The organism is Comamonas sp. GB3 AK4-5, from assembly GCF_041320665.1.
GTDB lineage: Bacteria > Pseudomonadota > Gammaproteobacteria > Burkholderiales > Burkholderiaceae_C > Comamonas.
Genome location: NZ_CP166730.1, coordinates 3,826,044 through 3,847,798 on the forward strand (window position 1 = coordinate 3,826,044; position 21,755 = coordinate 3,847,798).

The window sequence follows — 21,755 nt, forward strand, 5'->3', positions numbered from 1 at the left end:
CTGAGCGCAGCAACCAGGATGCAGTGCGGGCGCTGTATGCCTGAGCATTGGAGGGGCAGATTGCTCTGCGGGCGGTACGGGCCTGGGCGCTGTGCCTGGCCAAGACCGGCCAGGGCCTCTGGCATACCTGGCACAGCGGGCACGCCTGGCTGACGGTGCTGCCCGCCGTGGCGCGGCAAGAGAGCGTCCTGCCCGTCCGCACCGCCATCCCCCCGAATTGTGGAGCTGGACCGCTTTTTTCCAGGCCTGCGGCCTCTCGAGCGCGCAGGCCTGGAGGCGTTTGGGTTGATGCCGTTTCAGGCTGTAGCGCCGTCCACACCGCCATCGATGCCAAGTGTCCAACAACGGCATTGAAAAAAAATTCAATTGAGCATGAAGGTGGGCAAAAACATACTTCAACGCAACAAAGGGAGACGGCCCTCGCCCACAAGCCGCCAGCTCCCCAAACCAGACCTTGAAGTTGGAAGGAAAGCGATCAGATGCCAGAGCAGAAAAGCCAAGGGGCGCTCACCGGGATACATGTGCTGGATCTCTCCCGCATTCTTGCCGGCCCGAGTGCCACGCAGTTATTGGGCGATCTGGGGGCGGATGTCATCAAGGTGGAACGGCCCGAAGAAGGTGACGACACCCGCAAATGGGGGCCTCCCTATATTGCCGACACCGAAGGCCAGCCCACCCGCGAGAGCGCCTACTACCTTGCCGCCAACCGCAACAAGCGCTCGATTGCCATCGACATCGCCAGTGAAGACGGCCGCCAACTGATTCACCAGCTGCTTGCCAAGGCCGATGTGCTGGTGGAGAACTACAAGGCCGGAGGACTGGCCAAATACGGTCTCTCCTACGAGCAGCTGCGCGCCCAATATCCGCGCCTTGTCTACTGCTCCATCACCGGCTTTGGCCACACCGGCCCCTATGCCAGCCGCCCAGGCTATGACTTTCTCATCCAGGGCATGGGCGGCATCATGAGCCTCACCGGGGTGCCCAAGGGTGAGCCCATGAAGGTGGGCGTCGGCATTGCCGATGTGATGACCGGCATGTACGCCACGGTGGGCATCCTGGCCGCACTCCAGCACCGCGACAAGACCGGAGAAGGGCAGCACATCGACATCTCGCTGCTGGACACGCAGATCGCCTGGCTGGTCAACGCGGGCACCAACTACCTGGCCGAAGGGAAACTGCCCACCAGGCTGGGCAACGGGCATCCCAACATCGTGCCCTACCAGGTGTTCCCCACCGCCGACGCACCGATGATTCTGGCGGTCGGCAACGACGCGCAGTTCCGCCGCTTCTGCCAGGTGGCGCAAGCCGAAGCACTGGCCGACGACCCACGCTATGCCACGAATGTGCAGCGCATCGCCCACCGCGAAGCACTGTGCGAACGCATATCCGAACTGCTGAGCACCAGCCCACGCAGCCACTGGCTGCAAGCGCTGGAGCATGCGGGCGTGCCCTGCGGGCCGGTCAACGATCTGGAAGATGTGTTCAGCGATCCGCATGTCATTGCACGGGGCTCCGAATTGCGCATGCCCTGCGAATGGGCCGAAGGCGGCGAAGTCCGGCTGCTGGCCAATCCGCTGAAGATGTCTGCCACGCCCCCCAGCTACCGCCGCCCTCCTCCGCGCCTGAACGAGCATGCCCAAAGCGTGCTGAGCGACTGGCTCGGTCAGCACTAAGAACGTGTTCAATGTCTCTACGCAGGCGCGTTGGAGCGCAATCGGGATGAGTTCGAGTCGATGGGGCACAGCTTGCACGCGTGTGCAAGCAAGCCCCAGCGCGAAGAAATCGCCCGATTTCGCTCCAACCCTTCGGGCCAGTGCCTTTGCGGGCGGTCTACTGTGTTGCGAATCCTCGCAATAGCGCGGCTATTGCTGCGGTATCGCGCCTTGTATTCCATCCCGCAAAGACACTGGCGCGCCGCGAGGAGACTTTGAACACGTTCTAAGCCGCCCCCGAATTCCATCCCCCCCTTCCGGAGACCATGTATGTACGAACTCACCAAAGAACAATTCGATCTGCAAGCACGTGCACGCGAACTCGCGCAAACGGCATTCGCCCCCACGGCTGCCGACACCGACCTCACCGAGCAATACCCCTGGGACAACATCGCCAAACTGCGTGATGCAGGTTTTATGGGCATGACGCTGCCCAAGCGCGCGGGCGGCCAGGGTTTGAGCTATCTGGATGCCGTCATCGTGGTCGAGGAAATGGCCAAGGCCTGCGCCACCATGGGCCGCATCACCGTGGAAGCCAATATGGGCGCCATCGGTGCCATCGCCACCTACGGCACGCCCGAGCAACTGAAGATCGCCGCAGAACTGGTGCTGGGCGGCGACAAACCTGCGATCTGCATTTCCGAACCCAATGCCGGCAGCGCCGCCAGCGAGATGACCACGCGTGCCGATCGCAAGGGCGACGAGTACATCCTCAACGGTGAGAAATACTGGATCACGGGGGGAGGCGTCTCCAATCTGCACCTGATCTTCGCGCGCGTGTTCGACGACGGCGTGGACCAGGGCGTGGGGGCCTTCATCTGCGTGCGCGACCGCACGCCGGCCGATCAGCTCGTTGTTGGCCGTCGTCTGTATGCCATGGGGGTGCGCGGCATTCCCGAGACGCATCTGGAGTTCCGCAACCTGCGCGTGCACAAGTCCATGCTGGTGGTGCCACCGGGCGGTCTCCAGCGTGGTTTTGCCTCGCTCATGAATGCCTACAATGCCCAGCGCGTCGGTGCCGGCACGGTGGCCCTGGGCATTGCACAAGGTGCGTTTGAGGAGGGCATGGCCTATCTGAAGACGCGCCAGCAGTTCGGCCGCCCCATCGCCGAGTTCCAGGGCCTGCAGTGGATGCTGGCCGACATGTCCACCCAATTGGAAGCGGCCCGCCTGATGCTGCGCCATGCCGCGGCCAGCGGAGAGCATTTCCCCGACCTCGACAAGGCGGCGCGCGCCAAGATCATGGCCGCCGAAACCGCCAACAAAGTCACCAACGATGCCTTGCAGTTCTATGGCTCATCGGGCTACGGCCGCCACAATCCCATGGAGCGCCATGTGCGCGATGCGCGCATGTTCACCATCGCTGGCGGTACGGCGCAAATCCTGCGCACACAGGTGGCGTCCAAGCTGCTCAATATGAAACTGCCGCAGACTCGCGATGGCTATGCAGCACAGAGCAAGACCTGAAAATCGCACCACCGACAACAAAAAAGGAGACAAGCCATGATGGCCATGCCAGAAAAATTCCAGCGATTCGTCACCGACTTCACCCAGGTGATCGACCAGCACCAGGGCGATGAGCCCTCCATCCTCCAACAAGGTGGCGCGGTGCTCAAACAGCTGATTGAAAAAGACGACTGGCTTCCAGAGCGCTACGCCAAGCCCGACCCGCAGTACTACCAGCAATACCTGCTGTACGCCGACCCGCAGGAGCGCTTCTCCGTCGTGAGCTTTGTCTGGGGCCCGGGCCAGAAGACCCCCATCCACAACCACACGGTATGGGCCTTGATCGGCATGATGCGTGGCTGCGAAGTCGGTGAGCTGTTCGAATCCGCAGAGGATGGAAAGAGTATGCGCTCACTGGGCTCGGAGCAGCTCAACCCCGGCGATGTGGACTGTGTCTCGCCCACCATTGGCGACATCCACCGCGTCTCCAACCTCTACGACGACCGCGTCTCCATCAGCATCCATGTCTACGGGGGCAACATCGGCCGCATCTCGCGCCATGTGTTCGTGGCGGAAACCGGTGAGCGCAAGCCCTTTATCTCCGGCTATTCCAACGAAGCAGAGCTGAAGGCCGCCTGACCGGCAGCGTTGCCGCAAAGCGCTGCCTCGTCTCCCTGGGCGCACGCTGGTAGGCCGCGGGATCTTGTACCATTCCTCCAGCCCATGACTCCATGGGTTCGGTGGGAAAAAGACGATGCACCGTGGCACAAGGTCGGTGAAAGCAAAAGGGATGGACGCTGTGAATCTGGGGGGCAAGCACGATTTTCCGACGCTCAAGCAACTGGAGCTCCTGCTGGCGCTGGTGCAGGCTGACGGCATCTCCAGCGCCGGTGCCAAGCTGGGCCTGTCGCCCTCCGCCACCAGCCATGCGCTGCGCGCCTTGGAATCCTCGCTCGGGGCCCCTCTCATTGACCGCAGTGCCCCCGGCGCCCCGCTGACCTATGCGGGCGAGCGCATTCTTCCCCTGGCCAAGGAGGTGTTCGCCTCCATGCAGCTGATGAAGTCCATCGCCCGCTCGGATGCAGACCTCAAGACCGGCCAGCTCTACATCGGCTCATTCGGCGCCAGCGGAACCTTGAAGGCCCTCCCCCCTCTGCTCAAGACCTTTCGCGCCAAACATCCCGGCGTTGATGTGCACATCATCGAAAAACCCGAGGACCAGGTCAGCCTGGACCTGATGGAGCACCGCATCGAACTGGCCGTGGTTCCGCTGCCCAAGCTCGAGCTGGAAACACAGACCCTGGCCATGGACGAGCTCGTGGCCGTGCTGCCCGAGGGCCATCCGCTGGCACAGCAAAGCGTTGTGCAACTGACGGAGTTGATGGAGTACCCGTTTTTACTCACCCGTGCGGGCTCCAAGCCGCTGATCTATCGCTTGCTGCTCAAGCATGATCTCAAGCCGCGCATTGCCCACGAGCTCCACCAGATCACATCGATCCTGCAGTACGTGGCCGATGGCCATGGCGTCTCCATCCTGGCCAGGCTGGCCCTCCCGGATGCGATTCCCGGCATTGTCTACAGGCCGCTCACACCCACGACCCAGCGCTACATTGCCCTGGCATGCCAGAACGCCAACCGGCTCTCGCCGGTGGCCCGCGCCTTCTGGAGCGAGGCCGCGAGAAGCCGCTGAAACACGGCCGGATCTAAAAATCCGCAGCGCCTTTCGAGGCTTTTTCAGACCTTTTTTGCCTCGCATTCGCGAGACGAACTGTTGCGCCCTGCTTGCGCCAAGCACCCCCTTGGCACACCCGCACTGCACCGCACTCCATGCTTTAAAAATATCCAGTTTCAGCCTCTAAAAAAGCTAGCCATCCCCTCTCATTCATTCAATACATTTTGTACTCGGATGACTTCGCGCCCTGCTCACCCAGGAGAACGCGCAGCACCGGATTCAAGAGCTATCAGAATCAAAGGAGACATTGGTGAAACGTATATTTCTCTCGGCTGTGGCCGTGGCAGCCAGCATGCTTGCAATGGGTGGAAACGCTGTTGCACAGGACTATCCCAAAAAAGGCAAGGCGATCAATTTGATTGTCCCGTTTGCGCCAGGTGGCGCATCGGACATCCTGGCGCGCATCGTCGGCCAGAAGCTCACCGAGCAATGGGAAACCCCCGTCATCGTGCAGAACAAGCCAGGTGGAGACATGGTGATTGCGCTGCAGTCCGTCGCCCGCTCGGAAAAAGACGGCTACATGATCGGCTTGACCACCAGCAGCTTTGCGCTCAACAAGGTGGTGAAGAAGGACTTCCCCGTCGACCCTATTGCGGACTTTGCCTTCATCGGCACCATAGGGCAGTCGCCTTATCTGCTGGCCGTGAGTTCGGACTCCAAGATCACGAACTTCAAGGAGCTGGAAGCCGCATCGCACGCCAAGAACAGCAAGTTCAGCTACGCCTCCTGCTGCTTCGGCACCTACTTCGCGGCCGAGATGATCAAGAACGCCACCAAGCTCGATGGTGTGCATGTCCCCTACAAGGGCAGCTCGCCAGCGCTCAACGCCATCCTGGCCAAGGAGGTGGAATACATCATCGACACCACCACGGCGACCAAGCCGTTTGTGACTTCCGGCAAGCTGCGTCCCTTGATGGTGACTGGCCGCAAGCGCTCGGCCTCTTTCCCCAATGTGCCCAATATGAGCGAAGCGGGCGTGCCCGGCGACTTTGAAGTGGGGGTCTGGTATGGGTTTGTCTTCCCCGCGGGAACACCTGCCGACATCGTCAAGAAGACCAATGCGGCGCTGAACAAGATTCTCGCCATGCCCGAGGTCAAGGCAAAGATCGAGAGCTTCGACATCGAAGTCATGACCTCCACACCGGAGCAAATGACCGCGCGCGTGCACAGCGATCTGCAGTCCTACATCACCACCGTGAAGGCCGCCAAACTGGAATTCGGCAACTAAGAACGTGTTCACGATCTAAGAACAAGGGTGCCTCGGCACCCTTTCCCATGGCTTGCCTGCAACCTCTCTCCCTCTTTCTCTCAGATGCTGGATTTATTGACCTGGGGCACACCCAACGGGCACAAGGTGCACATCATGCTGGAGGAATGCGATGCGGTTTATCGCATCCACCCCGCCGACCTCAACGACAAGCCAGGCTTTGCTGCGCTGATTGCGCCGCACAGCGTCAATGGCAAGATTCCGGTGCTCATCGACAGTGATGCCGGCCATGGTCAGCCCCTCACGGTGTTTGAGTCGGGCGCCATACTCATTTACCTGGCGGAAAAATACCAACGCTTTCTCTCGCAGCAGCCCGTGGAACGCTGCGCGGCCATGCAGTGGCTGATGTTCCAGATGAGCGCTGTCGGCCCCATGATGGGCCAGTTCAACCACTTCAGAGGGCGCGCCAACCCCGATGACGCCTACGCCCTGGAGCGCTTTGGTGGCGAGGTGCGCCGCATCCATGCGGTGATGGAGCAGCAGCTGCAAAACAATGCCTACTTTGCGGGCGATCAGTACTCCATCGCGGATATGGCCATTTTTCCTTGGCTACGATTGTCGGAAAGGCTGGGCATTGCATGGCCCGACTTTCCGCAGCTGCACGCTTGGTACCAGAAGATTCAGGCACGCCCTGCCGTGCAGCGTGCACTGGCGCTTCCCTCTCTCACCCCCACGACCAGGACATGACCATTTCCAATACATTCGATCTCATCGTCATCGGCGCAGGTTCGGGCGGCATTGCCGCCTCGCGCCGCGCTGCCAGCCATGGCGCCAAGGTATTGCTGATCGAGGGCACGCGCGTGGGCGGCACCTGTGTGCTACGTGGCTGCATTCCCAAAAAACTCATGATGTATGCCTCGGAAATGCGCAGCGTTTTCTCCGAGGCCGCGGCCTTTGGCTGGAACGCGGTGTCCACGGAGTTCGACGTCGCACGCTGGACACAGGCCAAGGACAAGGAGCTGGACAGGCTGGGGGCCGTCTATGACCAGATGCTGGCCAACTCCGGTGTGCAAACGCTGCATGGACATGCACGCATCGTCGGCAAACAACTGGTCGAGGCCAATGGCCAGCACTACCGGGCCGAGCGCATTCTGATCGCCACCGGCGGTGCGCCGTCCACGGATGGCATCCCCGGCATCGAGCAGGCCTGGACCTCCGACGACATCCTGCAGCTCGACGCGCTTCCCCAGTCGCTGCTGGTGATTGGCGCCGGATACATTGCCGTCGAGTTCGCCTCCATTCTTGCCAAGCTGGGCGTACAGGTGTCCATGGCCTACCGTGCCGATCTGCCGCTGCGCGGCTTCGATGAAGACCTGCGGCAGCAGGCGGTGCACGCGCTGGAGAGCAGCGGCGTGCAACTGCACCCAGGCATGCAGGCACAGGCACTGCTGAAAACCGAAGCAGGCTTTGCGCTGCAGCTCGCCAACGGAGATTCTCTGCGGGCCGATGCCGTGCTCAATGCCACAGGCCGGCGGCCCAATGTGCGCAATCTGGGGCTGGAGAGCGTGGGCATTCACACCGATGCGGCAGGCGCCATTCCCGTGGATGCGGACAGCCGCACCACGGCACCTGGCGTCTGGGCCATTGGTGACGTCACCAACCGCGTCAACCTCACGCCGGTGGCCATTGCGGAAGGCCGTGCGTTTGCAGATACGGAGTTTGGTGGGCGCGCTGTGCAGGCCAGCCATGCCAATGTGGCCAGTGCCGTGTTCTGCTCCCCTCCGATTGCCACCATTGGCCTGACCGAGGCCCAGGCCATGGAGAAAGGGCCTTGCGATGTCTACACCAGCCAGTTCCGCCCCATGAAGAAGGCTTTTGTGGGCAGCCAGGAACGCACCTATATGAAGCTCATCGTGGACCGGGCTTCCGATCGCGTGGTCGGCATCCATATGCTGGGCGCCGATGCCCCCGAAATCATTCAGGGCCTGGCCATTGCCATCAGTGCAGGAGCCACCAAGCGCGACTTCGACAACACCATGGCCATGCACCCGACTTCCGCCGAAGAGTTTGTGCTGATGCGAGACCCCGCGCGCAGGCACGGATGAATCCAGGCATGCGGGTGACGCTGACGTGGACGACCTCTGCGTCAGCGTCGCCCGCCGGCTTAGAGCGTGTTCACAATCTCTACGCAGGCGCGTTGGAACGCAATCGGGATGAGTTCGAAGCGATGGGGCGCAGCTTGCACCCGTGTGCAAGCAAGCCACAGCGCGAAGAAATCGCCCGATTTCGCTCCAACCCTCCGGGCCAGTGGCTTTGCGGGCGGTCTACTGTGTTGCGAATCCTCGCAATAGCACGGCTATTGCTGCGGTATCGCGCCTTGTATCCCATCCCGCAAAGACACTGGCGCGTCGCGAGGAGATCGTGAACACGCTCTTAAGAGTCCCAGTCCACCGTGCTGAACGATGAAAGCAGCAGCGCCGTGAGCGCATCGTGCGCATTGGATGCGCGCGTGATGAGCGATACAGGCCGTTCGAAATTGGGCAGGCGCACCACATGCAGATTGGGACTGGCATGCCAGGCCGCACCGCGAATCAGCGGCACGATGGAAATGCCCAGCCCCTGGCTGACCAGGGCCGCAATCGCATCCAGCGAATTGAGTTCCATCGACGGCTTGGTCATCACGCCACACTTCATCAGAAACTCATCGATGAGCTGCCCCGCCCAGGTGCTGCGCTCGAATGCGATATAGGGTGTGGCGGACTTGAAGGCCTGCGCGAGATCCTGATAGGGCACCTCTGCCGGCGCGAGCAATGCAAAAGGCTCGCTGTAGAGATAGTGCACATTCAGGTTGGTGGGAAAGCGCTGCGGCGGCTCGGTCACGATCGCCATATCGAGCGTGCCGCGGTTCACCTGTGTCAGCAGCTCTCCGGAGATGCCGGCAACAATCTTCACCTCCAGGCCGGGGTTCTTCTGCGTCATTTCCTTGAGCAGCTGCGGCAGCACGCCGCCCAGGGCGCTGTTGATCACCCCCAGCGACAGAAAACCACCGATGGGGCCGCCGCCCTCGAGCGCCTTCATCTCCTCGTAGATCGACACCATCTTCTCGGCCAGCGGAACCATCTGCCGGCCCGCAGAGGTGAACTCCAGCGAGCGCTTGGTGCGCACGAACAAGGCCACGCCCAGCTCGTCTTCCATGTTCTTGAGCTGAACGCTGACGGCGGCCTGAGAAAGGTGGACTTTCTCGGCGGCTGCGACGATGGTTCCATAGCGATGCAGCGCAAGAAACGAGTGCAGCGATCTGATCAACATGGCATAGCTCCCGAATTTCTGCCGTCCCCGGGCACGATCATGCCCGGGGATTCACGCCGAGCAGCGAACTATACGACGGGCTTGCGCGGCAACACGCTTTCGTAGGCGGCCGGGTCTATGCCCTGCTCCTTCAACACCTCGTCCGTGTGCTGGGCGAATGCCGGGGGACGGCTGCGATAGCTTGCCGGCGTGCGCGACAGCTTCACCGGCGCACCCGTGCCACGGTAGTCGTCGATATCGACGATCATTCCCCGGTGGTGGGTGTGCGGATCGTCCACCACCTGGTCGATGGTGCGCACCGGCCCGCAGGGCACACCCGCCGCCACCAGCTCCTGCGAGACTTGCAGGCCATCGCGTTGCGACAGCAGCCCCACCAGCTCCTCGCGCAATGCATCGCGATGGAGGTTGCGCGATGCATTCGTCACAAAGCGCTCATCCACACTCAGCCCCGGTTTGCCCAGCACCTTGCACAGCGTCACAAACTGGCGGTTGTTGCCCACGGCCAGAAACAGCGGCACGGTGCGGGTCTCGAAGGCGTCATAAGGGCAGATATTGGGGTGGCGATTGCCCGAGCGCTGCGGCACCTTGCCATTGAGATAGAAGTTGGGCAAATGCGGATGCAGCATGGACACGCCGGAGTCGTAGAGCGTGGCTTCGACGAACTGCCCTTCGCCGCTGCGGTTGCGTTCCTGCAGCGCCAGCAAAATGCCGATCACGCCATTCATGCCGGTGACCATGTCGATGATGGGAACGCCCATGCGCAGGGGCTCGCCCTGGGGCTCGCCGTTCACGCTCATCAGCCCCGTCATGGCCTGCACTGCGGCGTCGTAGCCGGGCTGGCCGCCGTAAGGGCCATCGGCACCGAAGCCGGAGATGCGGCAATGCACCAGGCGCGGAAAGCGCTTGCGCAGCGCATCGCCACCCAGTCCCCATTTCTCCAGCGTACCGATCTTGAAGTTCTCGATGAACACATCCGCATCTTCCAGCAGTCGCAGCAGCAGCTCCTGGCCAAGCGGCTGGGTCATATCGATGGGTACATCCCGCTTGTTGCGATTCACGCCAATGAAATAGCTCGCCGCATCGCCCACAAAGGGAGGGCCCCAGGCGCGCGTCTCGTCTCCCATGGGAGGCTCGACCTTGATCACATCGGCGCCGTGGTCTCCCAGAATCTGTCCACAGAAAGGGCCACCCAGCACCCGGCTGGCATCAATCACACGCACGCCTGCCAGCGCACCGGTACTCATTGGTTTAGTTTGCATGGGCCATCTCCTGGGTCAACTGTTTCGCAAAATCGGGATAGGTTTCTCGAAGCTCATCGAGCACCCGGCCTCTGAGCAGCGCCAGCGTGGCCGCATCGGGAGACGGCGTCACGCTCAACTGCGGATCCACGTCGAATGCAAAGCCCGTTGCGGCCTTGATCTCGTCCAGCGTGTGGCCTGGATGCATATGCAGCAGACGGAAACGCGCCAGCTGTGGATCGAACATGAACAGCGCCAGGCCGGTGAGCAAGGCGTACGGACCACCTTTGCGGTAGACGCTGGGGTCGCTCGTTCCAGGCGCGCTGATGAAGTCGACCTTGTCCACAAACACCCGCGGCGAATGCTCCTCACGAAACAGGATCACCTTGGGCACGGTGAAGTAGAGGTAGGCAGAGCCAAACGAGCCCGGCCAGCGCACACGGGTATTGGGGTACTCGCCCACGCCCACCAGGTTGATATTGCCCTGGCCATCGATCTGCCCGCCACCCAGGAAAAAGGCATCGATACGCCCCTGGCCTGCGCAATCGAACAGCTCTGCCGAGCCATTGGTGAACAGGTTGTGCTTGACCGAGCCCAGAATAGACAAGCGCACAGGAGGCTCTTTGAGCGCCTCCTTCTGCGCGCGCAGCAGCATGGCAGCGGCAGCAGGAATCGGTGAAGACGCGCCGACAGCCACATGGCGCGCCCCATCCAGGAGCGAGGCGATCGTGACGATCAGCCGCTCACGCAAAGTCACTTCGCTCATGCGTACACCTCCGCCATCCATTGCTGAAACCCTTCTTCGGTCTTGGCCTGTTGCGCGTAGCGCTGCAGCGCTGCGGTATCGGGTGCGTACTCGCCCCAGAGGCCATAGGGCCAGGCGCCTTTTTCGGCTACGGCAATGCCGTCGACATAGATGGCGGGCAGCACACCGGCTGCCGTGACCTCATCGTCCAGCAGGCGGTGGTCCACGATGCGTTCCACCGTCACGAAGTTCTTGCGGCTGGCATAGGCCATGGCCGCAAGTTCGCGCCGGCGGCCAATCCAGACATTGCCCTCCCGGTCTGCCATGGGCGCGTGAAACACCGAGACATCGGGGTGCAGCGCAGGAATCGCCACCACCGGATCCGGCTCCACCGAAAACAGGTTTTGCATGACGCGCCAGTCCGAGCGGTGCATCAACACATCCGTGCCGATCAGGCCGCGCAGCGTGGTGAATGGCGAGCCCTTCTGGGCCGCCATCAGCCCGGCATGAATGGCCGGGCAGGTGCTGTCCTTCATCTGAATCGAGCGGTTGGCAATGGCCCGCATAAAGCACGGTGCACCGCCCGCCTCTCCCAGGCTCACGGCACTGGTTTCCAGGCTGCGAACCAGCCCAGCGCCGATCAGAATGTCGAACGACAGACCGGCAGTGGGCACACCCACCAGATCCAGATTGCGCGGCGCGCGGCGCAGCAACGCAGGAACGATGGCCATGGGCACACCTGCGTAATCCACCGGCATGGCAAGCCGGCAGCCATCGCTGATTTGCGCGGCGATGTCATCCACGCTCATCGCTGCCATTGTCTGTGGCATGTTGTCTCCTTTTCATTCTCTTTAAATGCTTTTCCTGTCTTCTTCCGAGACATTGCCCATCATAGATATCGAAGTTTTTTGAGCAAAACTAAAAATTAAGCTGCTCAGCATCGGAAAAAACGATTCTTACGATGCCAAAGGCCTGCGGCTCGTCTCTTCCCCTTGCCAGATGCGCCCCCATGCCCCATTGCCCTGGCTGCAAGCACTTCGAGTGCCCACGTTAGCAATCCCGTATTGAAAAAAAGCTCAACTGGGCATGAATTTGCACGCAGTACCCAGGGCCCCATCCGGCGGTCCGCCCTTTGAATTGAAATCCACAAGGCACAAGCACAAGGCCGTCAGGAGCAGCAAACCAGCTGGCATGCCTGTGGATGAGAAATACCTGCTGCAGACGGTTTTCCCTCGCTAAAAAGACCCAGCGATTCGGCATCAGCAAGTGCAGCGAAGACCACCCGGCAAACCGCAGGTTTGCGGTCGAGACGAGGCGTGGAGCCGCAGACCGCACAGAGGTACGGCAAGGCGAAACAACGACGTATCGAGGGTGGTGTTAGTCGTTCTGCAGGTAAGGCGGTGGCCCTGGGTCAGGCCACCATCCCCCATTCAGGCATGTGCAGACTCAGTTCTGCACCAGACCGGAGTCGACAATCAACGGTGTCCAGGTTGCAAAGTCGGAAGCCATGACCTGGGCGAAGTCGGCCGCGCCCTTGTATTCCACCTCCATGATTTTGGAGATTTTTTCTCTGACCACAGGGTTGGCCAGCGTCTTTTGAACCGCGTCCTGAAAGCGCGTATTGAAGGCCGCACTGGCCTTGCTGGAGCCCAGGAACCCCAGCCACAGCTCGGACTCCACATTGGGAATGCCCTGCTCTGCCATGGTGGGCACATCGGGCAGCAGCGGGAATCGCTTGCTGCCGAAGACACCGAGCACTTTCAGCTTCTTGCCTTTGTGGCGCTCCACAAAGTCGCTTGCGGTGTCTATCCCCGCATCCACCTGGCCGCCCATCAAGTCATTCGCCATCGGGGCACCGCCCTGATAGCCGATGGGATTGGGTTTGAGCTGGGTCGCGAGAGCGAATCGCAAACCGGCCAGATGGGTCAAGGAACCCGGTCCCATATTGCCGTAGATGAAATCACCTTCCTGCTTGCGCAGGGCGATGAACTCCTTGGCGTTGCTGGCCTTGTGCATAGAGGGCACGGCCAGGGCTGCCGGCATGGTTCCAACCTGCGCCAGCCCCACGAAGTCCTCTTTGAACTTGAAGTCCTTGGCGTTTTGAAAAACGATGGAGTTCACCAGCACGCCATTGAAGGCGAACACCACGGCGGCACCGTCTCCCTGGGTGCTTTTCAGCGCCGACAGCGCAATCCGGCCTCCGGCACCCGGCTTGTTTTCGACGATGGCCATGCGCCCCGTGTGTTCCTTGATGCCATCGGTGAGCATGCGTGCAATGACATCGGCACTGCCCCCGGGGGCGTAAGGAACGATGATGCGCAAAGGCGTGCTCTGCGCCTTGGATGCCATGGGCACCGCCATCAAAAGTGCGGTAAGTGAGAGTGCGATGTAGTGTCTGCGATTTTTCATTGTCTGCCTCCTTGTGCCCGTGCTCTTTTGGCGCGGGCTTTTTTGTGCGTTGAAATTCACGTAACCATCGAATGTGAAAAATTCGTCTTCTTTACTGCTTTGACAGTTCTTTCTGGTTCATCCCCATTTTTCAAAGCCTGGCGCTTTCAAATCAGTGCCTGCGTTGAGGTCTCGATGGCCTTGCGGCCCATCACTCCGCCTTGATATTGGCCTGCTTGATGATCTTTCCGTTCTTCTCATAGGCCGATTGCACGGCCGCCGCGAACTGCGAGGGGGTTTGGGAAAGCGCAATGTTGTCCAACTTCTGCACCCGGTCACGCAACTCCGGCTGCTGCAGCGAGCGGTTGATTTCGGTGTTCAGGCGCTGCACGACCTCGGGGGCCATGCCAGTCGGGGCCACAAAGCCGAACAGCGAAGTCATATTGGCATCGGGATGACCCAGCTCGGCCAGGGTTGGCACATCGGGGACGGCTGGCAGGCGCTCCGGGGAGCCCACGGCAATGATGCGCAGCTTGCCGCGTTGAACCAAGGCGTTCACCGGCTCCGAGGGGTTGATCAACAGAATGTCGAACTGCGCGCCCACCGCATCCGGGAGCAGCTGCGAATCGCCTTTGTAGGGGATGGGAACCAGATTGCTGCCCGTCTGGCGGCGCAGCTGCTCGATGATGATGTGACCGACCGAACCAAAGCCCAGGCAGGCCATGGTCACACTGCCGGACTTGGCTTGTGCAAAAGCATCCGCCAGCGTTTTGCCCTTGAAGGCTTCCGTGGCGCAGACATAGACCGGCGAGTACATGACCGGTGCCACGGGGACGATGTCCTTCATGGGATCGAAGCCAACCTTCATCAGATGCGGGCTCAGCGTGATCGGGCTGATGGGCGTGAAGGCAAAGGTGTGGCCGTCCCCGCCCTCTTTGACCATGGCATTCATGCCCATGGTGCCTGCAGCGCCGGGGCGGTTGTCCACCACAATGGATTGCCCCAGCGCCGTGGACAGCCGCTGCGCCACCAGCCGCGCAACGATATCGGAGACACCGCCGGCCGAATAGGGAACGATGAGGCGCAAAGGCTTTTGCGGCCAGTTGCTTGCCGCAAGCGCTTTTCCGGCAACGCCCCAGACTGCAGCCGATGCCAGCAGGCTCAATGCCTGGCGACGCTGTGGGTTGAAGTGATTTTTCATTGTGTCTCCTTGTGGGTGGTGGCAAACCAGCGGCGCACCAGGCGGTCCCAGAAACGGGCGCCCAATGCAATGTTGTCGTCGTTGAAGTCGTAGCTCGGGCTGTGCAGGTTGACGCCCGGCTGGCCATTGGCGCCATTGCCTATGAAGCCGTAGGCGCCCGGCACCTGTTCGAGTATGAAACCGAAGTCCTCGGCCGTCATGGCGGGCTGCACATCGGTGTGCGCATGGGCATCCCCCACCAGCTCGCGCATCACCTCGCCCATGAAGCGTGCTTCATCCCGGGTGTTGCAGGTGCTGGGGTAGCCCGGCTTCCACAGCACCGTGGCCGTGGCGCCATGCGCGGCGGCCACATGCGTTGCGATGCGCTCAACCCCGTCCAGCATGCGCTGCAGCGTCTGGGGAGACAATGTGCGGCAGGTTCCATAGATGGCGGCATCGTCCGGAATGATGTTCTCCACCGTGCCGGACGCTATCTTTCCGACCGTGAGCGCCACGCTGTCGAGCGGATCCGTGGCCCGCGAGACCAGGGTCTGCAACTGGCCGACGATGGCGCACGCCACAGGGATGGGGTCTATGGTGGTGTGCGGCATGGCCGCATGCCCGCCACGCCCTTGCACACGAATCTCGAAGCGGTTGGCCGAGGCCATGATGGCTCCCACCCGCACCCCCATGGCCCCTGAGGGCAACGAGGGCCAGTTGTGCAGGGCAAAGACCGCATCGCAGGGGAACCGGGTGAAAAGTCCCTCTTCCATCATGACCCGCGCACCTGCGCCGCCCTCTTCTCCAGGCTGAAAAATCAGGTGCACCGTGCCTTCAAAATCCGCTTGTTTGGCCAGCAAGGTGGCCGCCCCCAGCAGCATGGCCGTGTGGCCATCATGGCCGCAGGCATGCATGCGGCCTTCGTGCGTGCTCTTGTGCGCAAAGCTGTTCAGCTCCTGCACCGGCAAGGCATCCATGTCGGCCCGAATGCCGATGGAGCGCACAGCGGCGCCAGCAGCGGGTTTGCGCCCCTGGATGGTGGCCACGATGCCGGTCTGTGCCAGCCCTCGGTGCACCGGCAGGCCCAGCGCCCCCAGATAGGCCGCAATCCTGTCGGCCGTGCGGTGCTCCTCAAACTTCAGCTCGGGATGCGCATGCAGATCGCGGCGAAACGCGACCAGCTTTCCCAGATAGGGAGCGATGTCGGGACTTTCAGGCTGAGGAGAGTGAGACAAGGTGTTCAGCATGAAAGCCTCTTCAATGGTTGCGAACGACGACGGAGCGGACGCTCAGATAGGCGTCCAGGGCTTCGGGGCCGCCCTCCGAGCCATAACCGGAGTCCTTGAGGCCACCAAATGGCAGCTCCGGGCTGGTAGAGGCCGGCATGTTCAGCCACATCATTCCCACCTCCACCTTGCGCGACAGCAGATCCGCATGCTTGAGCGACTCGGTGAAGCCGTAGCCGGCCAGACCGAATGGCAGGCGGTTCGCTTCAGTGATGGCCTCCTGCAGATCGGTAAAGGACCGAATGGAAGCAATCGGTCCAAAGGGTTCTTCATTGAAGACTCTGGCGGTCAGCGGAACCTCTGCCAGCACCGTGGGCGCCCAGAAATTCCCGCTATCGCCCATGCGCTTGCCACCCGCCAGCAGTTGCGCACCTTGCTGCAGGGCGTCGTCCACCAGCTCGGCCATCGCCGTCAGCCGCCTGGGGTTGGCCAGCGGCCCCATCTCCGTGTGCGCCTCCAGCCCATTGCCCACCTTCACGCCGGCCGCGTAGCGCGCCAGTGCATCGGAAAATGGCTGGACCACGCTCTCGTGTACCAGAAAACGTGTGGGGGAAATGCAGACCTGCCCCGCGTTGCGGAATTTGGCAAAGCCCGCCGACTGCACCGCCAGGTCCAGATCGGCATCCTCGCAAACAATCACCGGAGCATGGCCGCCCAGCTCCATGGTCACGCGCTTCATATGCGCGCCTGCCAGCGCCGCCAGCTGCTTGCCCACTGCGGTAGATCCGGTGAACGTGACCTTGCGCACCACGGGGTGGGCAATGAGGTAGTTCGATATCTCGCCGGGGTTGCCATACACCAGCCCCAGCACACCTGCAGGCAATCCCGCATCGGCCAACGCAGCCACCAAGGCCGCAGGTGCGGCCGGCGTTTCTTCTGCGGCCTTGGCGATCACCGAACAACCCGCAGCCAGTGCCGGGCCCAGCTTGAGCACCAGCTGGTTGATGGGAAAGTTCCAGGGCGTGAAAGCGGCCACCGGCCCCAGCGGATCGCGCACCACGGTTTGCCGTATGGCCTGGTCGCGCCGTGATGGAACAAGGCGCCCGTAGACGCGAAGGCCTTCGTCCGCAAACCACTCGATGCTGTCGGCCGCCGCCAAGGTCTCTGCCTTGGCCTCTGCCAGCGGCTTGCCCTGCTCCTGCGTCAAAACATGGGCAATGTCGGCCGCACGTTCACGCAGCAACGCCGCTGCCTGGCGCATGATCTTGCCGCGCGCTACGGGCAGCATGTCGCGCCACACCGCGAAACCGCGCTGCGCCGCGGCCAGTGCGGCATCGAGATCATCACGGCTGGCGCAAGCGACACGGCCTATCTCCGCGCCGGTTGCCGGATTCAAAACCGGCAGCGTCGCGCCGCCGGATGCAGGCCGCCAGCGGCCATCAATAAAAAGTTGCGTATCGGGATAAGTCATGGGGAGACCATTGCCCCCGGCGCGCGGATGCGCCGGGAGGCTGTATGACGGAAACGGGAGTGCGGACTTTTGTCTGGCACTGCTGGCTGAAAGCTGGTAGCGGGCCGCCCCGCCACGCGCTCAGATCATCAATTCGATGAGAAACGGCGCTTGCTTGTCGAAGCTGCGCGTCATCAGCTCGGCACAGGCTTCCAGCGTGGTCGCCCGGGCGGCGTCCACACCCATTCCGTTGGCCATGCGCACCCAATCCAGCGCGGGATTACCCAGATCCAGCATGCTCATTGCCGTTTCACCCGGCGTGGCGCCGACGTTGGCGTACTCGCCAATGAGGATGTTGTATTTGCTGTTGTTGAGGATGATGGTCGTCACCGGCAGTTGCTCGCGCGCCTGCGTCCAAAGCGACTGCAGCGAATACATGGCCGATCCATCGGCCTGCAGATTGATCACGCGGCGCTGCTTTTTCGCCCCCAGTGCAGCGCCTGTGGCCACGGGCATGCCATCCCCGATGGCGCCCCCGGCCAGGTGCAGCCAGTCATGCGCCGGCGCGGCATGCGTGAACTTGTAAAAGCCCCGCCCATAGGAGATGCTTTCATCGGAAATGATGGCGTTTTCGGGCATCAATGCCGCCAGCGTCTGCGCCAGTCCTTCGGGTGTGGGGGCGCCACGCACGACCTCGGGACGTGGCCCCGGATCGGGCATGCGCACCTCGGGCGCGCCCAGCGCCTTGACCAATGCCTGCAGCGCTTCGACCGGGTCCTGGTCGGGGCGGGAAAGCGTATGGAAAACCGCATCGCTACGGTGCTGGATAGAGGGCATGCCGGGGTAGCCAAAGAAACCCACGGGAGGCGTGGCGTTCACCAGGATGATCTGGCGAAAGCGCTCCAAGGCCTTGATGGCAGCCTCCATGTTGTAAGGCACCCGCTCCAATTGCATGTTGCCGCGCCCGCGTGCCACATGGGAGGTGACATAGCTGGCCATCACGCTGGCACCGGTGGCCTGCGCGACCCGCCAGGCCAGCGCCTGCCCCTGGGCCAGCACGGCCGGGCCTGCCAGCAAAATCAGCACATCGGAGTTGTCACGCAGCGTGCGTGCGGCACGCTCCACCGCCCCGCCATCAATGGCCGGTGGCTGCGGTGCTTGCAGGGGCTGGCCCACCACTCCGCCCTCCTGCCACGACACATCGGCCGGCAGGATCAAGGTGGCGATCTGTCCGGGGTAGGTGCTGGCGGCACGCACCGCCTCCACCGCATCGCGGCCCAGGTCTGGCGTGCTGGTACTGGTGTGCACCCAGGCGGAGACCGTCTGCGCCATGCCTGCGGTGTCCCCCGTCAAAGGTGCATCGAAAGGACGGTGGTACACCGCTTGATCGCCCACGATGTTCACGATGCCGCTGCGCGCGCGGCGCGCGTTGTGCAGATTACCCATGCCGTTGGCCAAACCGGGCGCACAGTGCAGCAAGGTGCAGGCGGGCTTGCCTGCCAGGCGGTAATAACCGTCGGCCATGCCGGTGACCACGTTCTCCTGCAAACCCAGCACGCACTTCATGCCTGGCACCTGATCGAGTGCGGCCACAAAATGCATTTCACTGGTTCCGGGATTGGCAAAGCAGGTATCGATGCCTGCTGCCAACAATGTCTGCACCAGGCTCTTGGCTCCGTTCATATCTCTGTCTCCTTGAATCTATTTGTTGTGTTTGGGGCCCATTCTGGCAGTCAGGCAACAAGCGCCTGCGGGCTTCTCGCGGCCCGCGCAGCGGTCAGCGCCTCCCCCAGTCGCCTGCAGCCTTGCGCCACCTCTTCCAGCGAGGGCGTGGCAAAGGACAGGCGCAGCGTGAAGCGGTCGACACCATCGGCCTGGAATCCTTCCCCAGGCACAAACATCACACCGCGGGCAATGGCATGCGTCAGCAACTCGGCCGCGCTGATGTCTCCCGTCAGGCGCGCCCACACAAACATCCCGCCCGAGGGCTCATGAAAGCTGATGGCATCGCCCAGCTCCTGGCGCAGGCCGTGGGCCAGCGCGCGGCATTTGGCGCCGTAGGCAGCGCAGATATGGCCGAGATGGGTGTTCAGACGCCCGCTGGCCAGATACTCTGCAGCAATGCCCTGCACCCAGGGCGAGCTGCCCACATCCGCGCTTTGCTTGGCAACGGAGCAGCGCTTCAGGATTTCCACCGGCGCAACCGCCCAGCCCACACGCAATCCTGGGGCAACAATCTTTGAGAGGCTGGACATGTGCACCACCCAATCCTGCGCACCCGGGACCTGGCTTGCCAGCGCCATCAACGAAGGCACGGCATCGCCCGAAAAACGCAGACCGCCGTAGGGGTCGTCCTCCACCAAAACGAACTGGTATTGCACCGCCAACTGCAGCAAGCGGATACGTCGCTCCACGGTCAGCGTTGCGCCCGATGGGTTGCTGAAGTTCGGGATGGTGTAGAGCAGCTTGGGGATTTCCCCCTGCGCGCTCGCACTGGCGAGCATGCGCTCCAGGGCTTGTACATCCATGCCCTCGGCAGTCACCGGTACCGCACTCACCTGAGCCTGGTGCGCCTGCACGGCCTGGATGTTGGTGGAGTAGGTGGGTTGCTCGACGAACACGCTGTCGCCCTTTTCCACCAGAACGCGCAAGACCAGATCGAAGGCCTGCTGGGACCCCGTCGTCACGATGATGTTCTCGGGGGTGGTGTGCACATCTCTCTCATGCATCAACTGCACGATCGCTTCCTTCAACCGCGGCGTTCCCTCCGTGGCACCGTACTCCAGGCAAGCCTTGCTGTTGGCAAAAGCGCGCTCGGAAGCAGCGCCCAGCCCCTCCACATCGAACAGCTGTGGATCCGGATAGCCACCCGCAAAGGAAATCATCCCGGGCTCACTGAGGTGCTTGTAAAGCGCACGTATGGGAGAGCCTTTGGGATTGAGGTAGACGGAAGAAAATCGATACATGACAACTGCGCTGTGCGTAAGGTGGTTTGCTCTCGACATCGGGAAAACCCGTTGTGCTTAATACGTAGGTCTTTCCAAAAACTCATTCCTTGCCATTCACTTCAAATGCAATGGCTTGGTATTTATCTCTGGTTTTAGGGCATTCTTCCCCTAGCACAGCAAATGCGTAAAGCAATTTAAAATTACGATGTGATGACTTTTATGAATCAACATGCTGCGCAACCGCATTCCTCCCATGGCCGCATTGATCGCATTCGAGGCGGCGGCAAGACATGAAAGCTTCACGCTCGCTGCGCGAGAACTCTTTCTGACCGAGAGCGCCATCTCGCGCCAGATCAACGGCCTCGAATCCAATCTCAACATCCGCCTGTTCGTGCGTGTCAAGCAGCGGGTGGTGCTGACCAAGGCCGGCCGCCTCTATGGCGAACAGATCAGAGCGTCCCTGCGCGCCATCGAGCGTGACACGCGCTCCATCTCGGCGCATGGAAGCGGAGAAGGAAGCCTGGAGCTGGCCGTGCTTCCCACCTTCTCGCTGGAGTGGCTGATCCCGCGACTGCCCAGCTTCTATGCAAAACACCCCCATATCCGCGTGAACATGGGCGTTCGTTCCAACCCGTTTTCCTTCAACGAGGAGCATTTCGAGGCGGCCATCCACCACGGCAAGCCAATCTGGCCCTGGGCGACCTCCGAGCTGCTGTTTGGCGAGGAAATGGTCGTGATCGCACGCAAGGATCTCATCGGCGACAGCATCAAAGAGGCCGCCGACCTGCTCAAATTTCCCTTGCTGTTCTCGACCACCCGCCAGGAGTCATGGCGAAAGTGGTTTGATGCCGCCAAGCTGCCACCAGGCACAGCGCCCGAACGCAGCGTCGGCTTCGAGCAGCACTCCATGATGATCCGGGCGGCAGAGTCGGGACTCGGCATTGCACTGGTGCCCGAGTTCTTCGTGCCAAAGACGGCCTGGGACAACGGCGTGGTGCGCGCGCATCCCCTGTCCATCCCGGCAGAGGATTCCTACTACCTCGTCTACCCCAACAATATGCGCCACAGCGCCCCGCTGGAAGCGTTCCGCCTCTGGATTCTCGAAGAGGCCAAAACATTTGCACAAACGCTTCTACCGCACTCGCACACAGCGGCTTGAACAAAGCAAGAACGC

The 21,755-nt window shown here is 61.9% G+C and carries 18 protein-coding genes; 8 read left to right on the forward strand and 10 right to left on the reverse strand.

Translation table 11 applies throughout. The annotated features are described in order from the left end of the window. Nucleotides 1-479 precede the first annotated feature (479 nt). The 7 genes from ACA027_RS17270 (at nucleotide 480) to gorA (ending at nucleotide 8,202) form a co-directional block, all read left to right on the forward strand. Nucleotides 480-1,673 carry a CaiB/BaiF CoA transferase family protein gene (locus ACA027_RS17270; protein ID WP_370679429.1) on the forward strand — a complete coding sequence of 398 codons (1,194 nt, stop codon included), beginning with the start codon at nucleotides 480-482 and terminating at the stop codon, nucleotides 1,671-1,673. A 309-nt stretch (nucleotides 1,674-1,982) separates the two neighbouring features. Further along, nucleotides 1,983-3,179, forward strand: a complete 1,197-nt coding sequence (gene acdA / locus ACA027_RS17275; RefSeq protein ID WP_370679430.1) for a 3-sulfinopropanoyl-CoA desulfinase — start codon at nucleotides 1,983-1,985, stop codon at nucleotides 3,177-3,179. Nucleotides 3,180-3,215: 36 nt separating this feature from the next. Next, nucleotides 3,216-3,797, forward strand: coding sequence for a cysteine dioxygenase (locus ACA027_RS17280; protein ID WP_370679431.1), 582 nt, complete (start codon nucleotides 3,216-3,218; stop codon nucleotides 3,795-3,797). 151 nt (nucleotides 3,798-3,948) lie between these two features. Then, nucleotides 3,949-4,848 (forward strand): LysR family transcriptional regulator, encoded by a 900-nt coding sequence (locus ACA027_RS17285; RefSeq protein ID WP_370679432.1) that lies wholly within the window; start codon nucleotides 3,949-3,951, stop codon nucleotides 4,846-4,848. Nucleotides 4,849-5,140: 292 nt separating this feature from the next. Next, nucleotides 5,141-6,118 carry a Bug family tripartite tricarboxylate transporter substrate binding protein gene (locus ACA027_RS17290; RefSeq protein ID WP_370679433.1) on the forward strand — a complete coding sequence of 326 codons (978 nt, stop codon included), beginning with the start codon at nucleotides 5,141-5,143 and terminating at the stop codon, nucleotides 6,116-6,118. 84 nt (nucleotides 6,119-6,202) lie between these two features. Further along, a complete protein-coding gene (locus tag ACA027_RS17295; RefSeq protein ID WP_370679434.1) occupies nucleotides 6,203-6,844 on the forward strand; it encodes a glutathione S-transferase family protein in 642 nt (213 codons plus the stop codon). Further along, nucleotides 6,841-8,202, forward strand: a complete 1,362-nt coding sequence (gene gorA, locus ACA027_RS17300) for a glutathione-disulfide reductase (protein WP_370679435.1) — start codon at nucleotides 6,841-6,843, stop codon at nucleotides 8,200-8,202. The genes ACA027_RS17295 and gorA overlap by 4 nt, the downstream gene beginning before the upstream one ends. A 328-nt stretch (nucleotides 8,203-8,530) precedes the next feature. On the opposite strand, the gene ACA027_RS17305 is transcribed toward gorA, so the two are convergent. The 10 genes from ACA027_RS17305 to ACA027_RS17350 form a co-directional block, all read right to left on the reverse strand. Further along, entirely contained in the window at nucleotides 8,531-9,406 is an 876-nt protein-coding gene (locus ACA027_RS17305; protein ID WP_370679436.1) for a LysR family transcriptional regulator, read from the reverse strand. A gap of 68 nt (nucleotides 9,407-9,474) precedes the next feature. Next, a complete protein-coding gene (locus ACA027_RS17310; protein ID WP_370679437.1) occupies nucleotides 9,475-10,665 on the reverse strand; it encodes a CaiB/BaiF CoA transferase family protein in 1,191 nt (396 codons plus the stop codon). Continuing rightward, nucleotides 10,655-11,410 carry a CoA-transferase gene (locus ACA027_RS17315; RefSeq protein WP_370679438.1) on the reverse strand — a complete coding sequence of 252 codons (756 nt, stop codon included), beginning with the start codon at nucleotides 11,408-11,410 and terminating at the stop codon, nucleotides 10,655-10,657. Before ACA027_RS17315 ends, ACA027_RS17310 begins: the two co-directional genes overlap by 11 nt. Continuing rightward, nucleotides 11,407-12,219 carry a CoA transferase subunit A gene (locus tag ACA027_RS17320; protein ID WP_370679439.1) on the reverse strand — a complete coding sequence of 271 codons (813 nt, stop codon included), beginning with the start codon at nucleotides 12,217-12,219 and terminating at the stop codon, nucleotides 11,407-11,409. Before ACA027_RS17320 ends, ACA027_RS17315 begins: the two co-directional genes overlap by 4 nt. 616 nt (nucleotides 12,220-12,835) lie before the next feature. Then, nucleotides 12,836-13,798: a Bug family tripartite tricarboxylate transporter substrate binding protein gene (locus tag ACA027_RS17325; RefSeq protein WP_370679440.1), complete on the reverse strand. Its 963-nt coding sequence runs from the start codon at nucleotides 13,796-13,798 to the stop codon at nucleotides 12,836-12,838. Nucleotides 13,799-13,988: 190 nt separating this feature from the next. Beyond that, nucleotides 13,989-14,978 (reverse strand): Bug family tripartite tricarboxylate transporter substrate binding protein, encoded by a 990-nt coding sequence (locus ACA027_RS17330; RefSeq protein ID WP_370679441.1) that lies wholly within the window; start codon nucleotides 14,976-14,978, stop codon nucleotides 13,989-13,991. Further along, the gene (locus tag ACA027_RS17335) at nucleotides 14,975-16,204 is read right to left on the reverse strand and encodes a M20 aminoacylase family protein (protein WP_370679442.1); all 1,230 of its coding nucleotides are present in this window, start codon (nucleotides 16,202-16,204) and stop codon (nucleotides 14,975-14,977) included. Before ACA027_RS17335 ends, ACA027_RS17330 begins: the two co-directional genes overlap by 4 nt. A gap of 10 nt (nucleotides 16,205-16,214) precedes the next feature. Then, complete coding sequence (locus tag ACA027_RS17340) at nucleotides 16,215-17,654, reverse strand: NAD-dependent succinate-semialdehyde dehydrogenase (RefSeq protein ID WP_370679443.1); 1,440 nt, start codon at nucleotides 17,652-17,654, stop codon at nucleotides 16,215-16,217. A 120-nt stretch (nucleotides 17,655-17,774) separates the two neighbouring features. Continuing rightward, nucleotides 17,775-19,316 carry an acetolactate synthase large subunit gene (locus ACA027_RS17345; protein WP_370679444.1) on the reverse strand — a complete coding sequence of 514 codons (1,542 nt, stop codon included), beginning with the start codon at nucleotides 19,314-19,316 and terminating at the stop codon, nucleotides 17,775-17,777. Nucleotides 19,317-19,366: 50 nt separating this feature from the next. Beyond that, a complete protein-coding gene (locus tag ACA027_RS17350; RefSeq protein ID WP_370679445.1) occupies nucleotides 19,367-20,599 on the reverse strand; it encodes a PLP-dependent aminotransferase family protein in 1,233 nt (410 codons plus the stop codon). Between the two features lie 211 nt (nucleotides 20,600-20,810). Here ACA027_RS17350 and ACA027_RS17355 point away from each other — a divergent pair, with 211 nt between their 5' ends. Next, nucleotides 20,811-21,740 (forward strand): LysR substrate-binding domain-containing protein, encoded by a 930-nt coding sequence (locus tag ACA027_RS17355; protein ID WP_370679446.1) that lies wholly within the window; start codon nucleotides 20,811-20,813, stop codon nucleotides 21,738-21,740. Nucleotides 21,741-21,755: the final 15 nt, after the last annotated feature.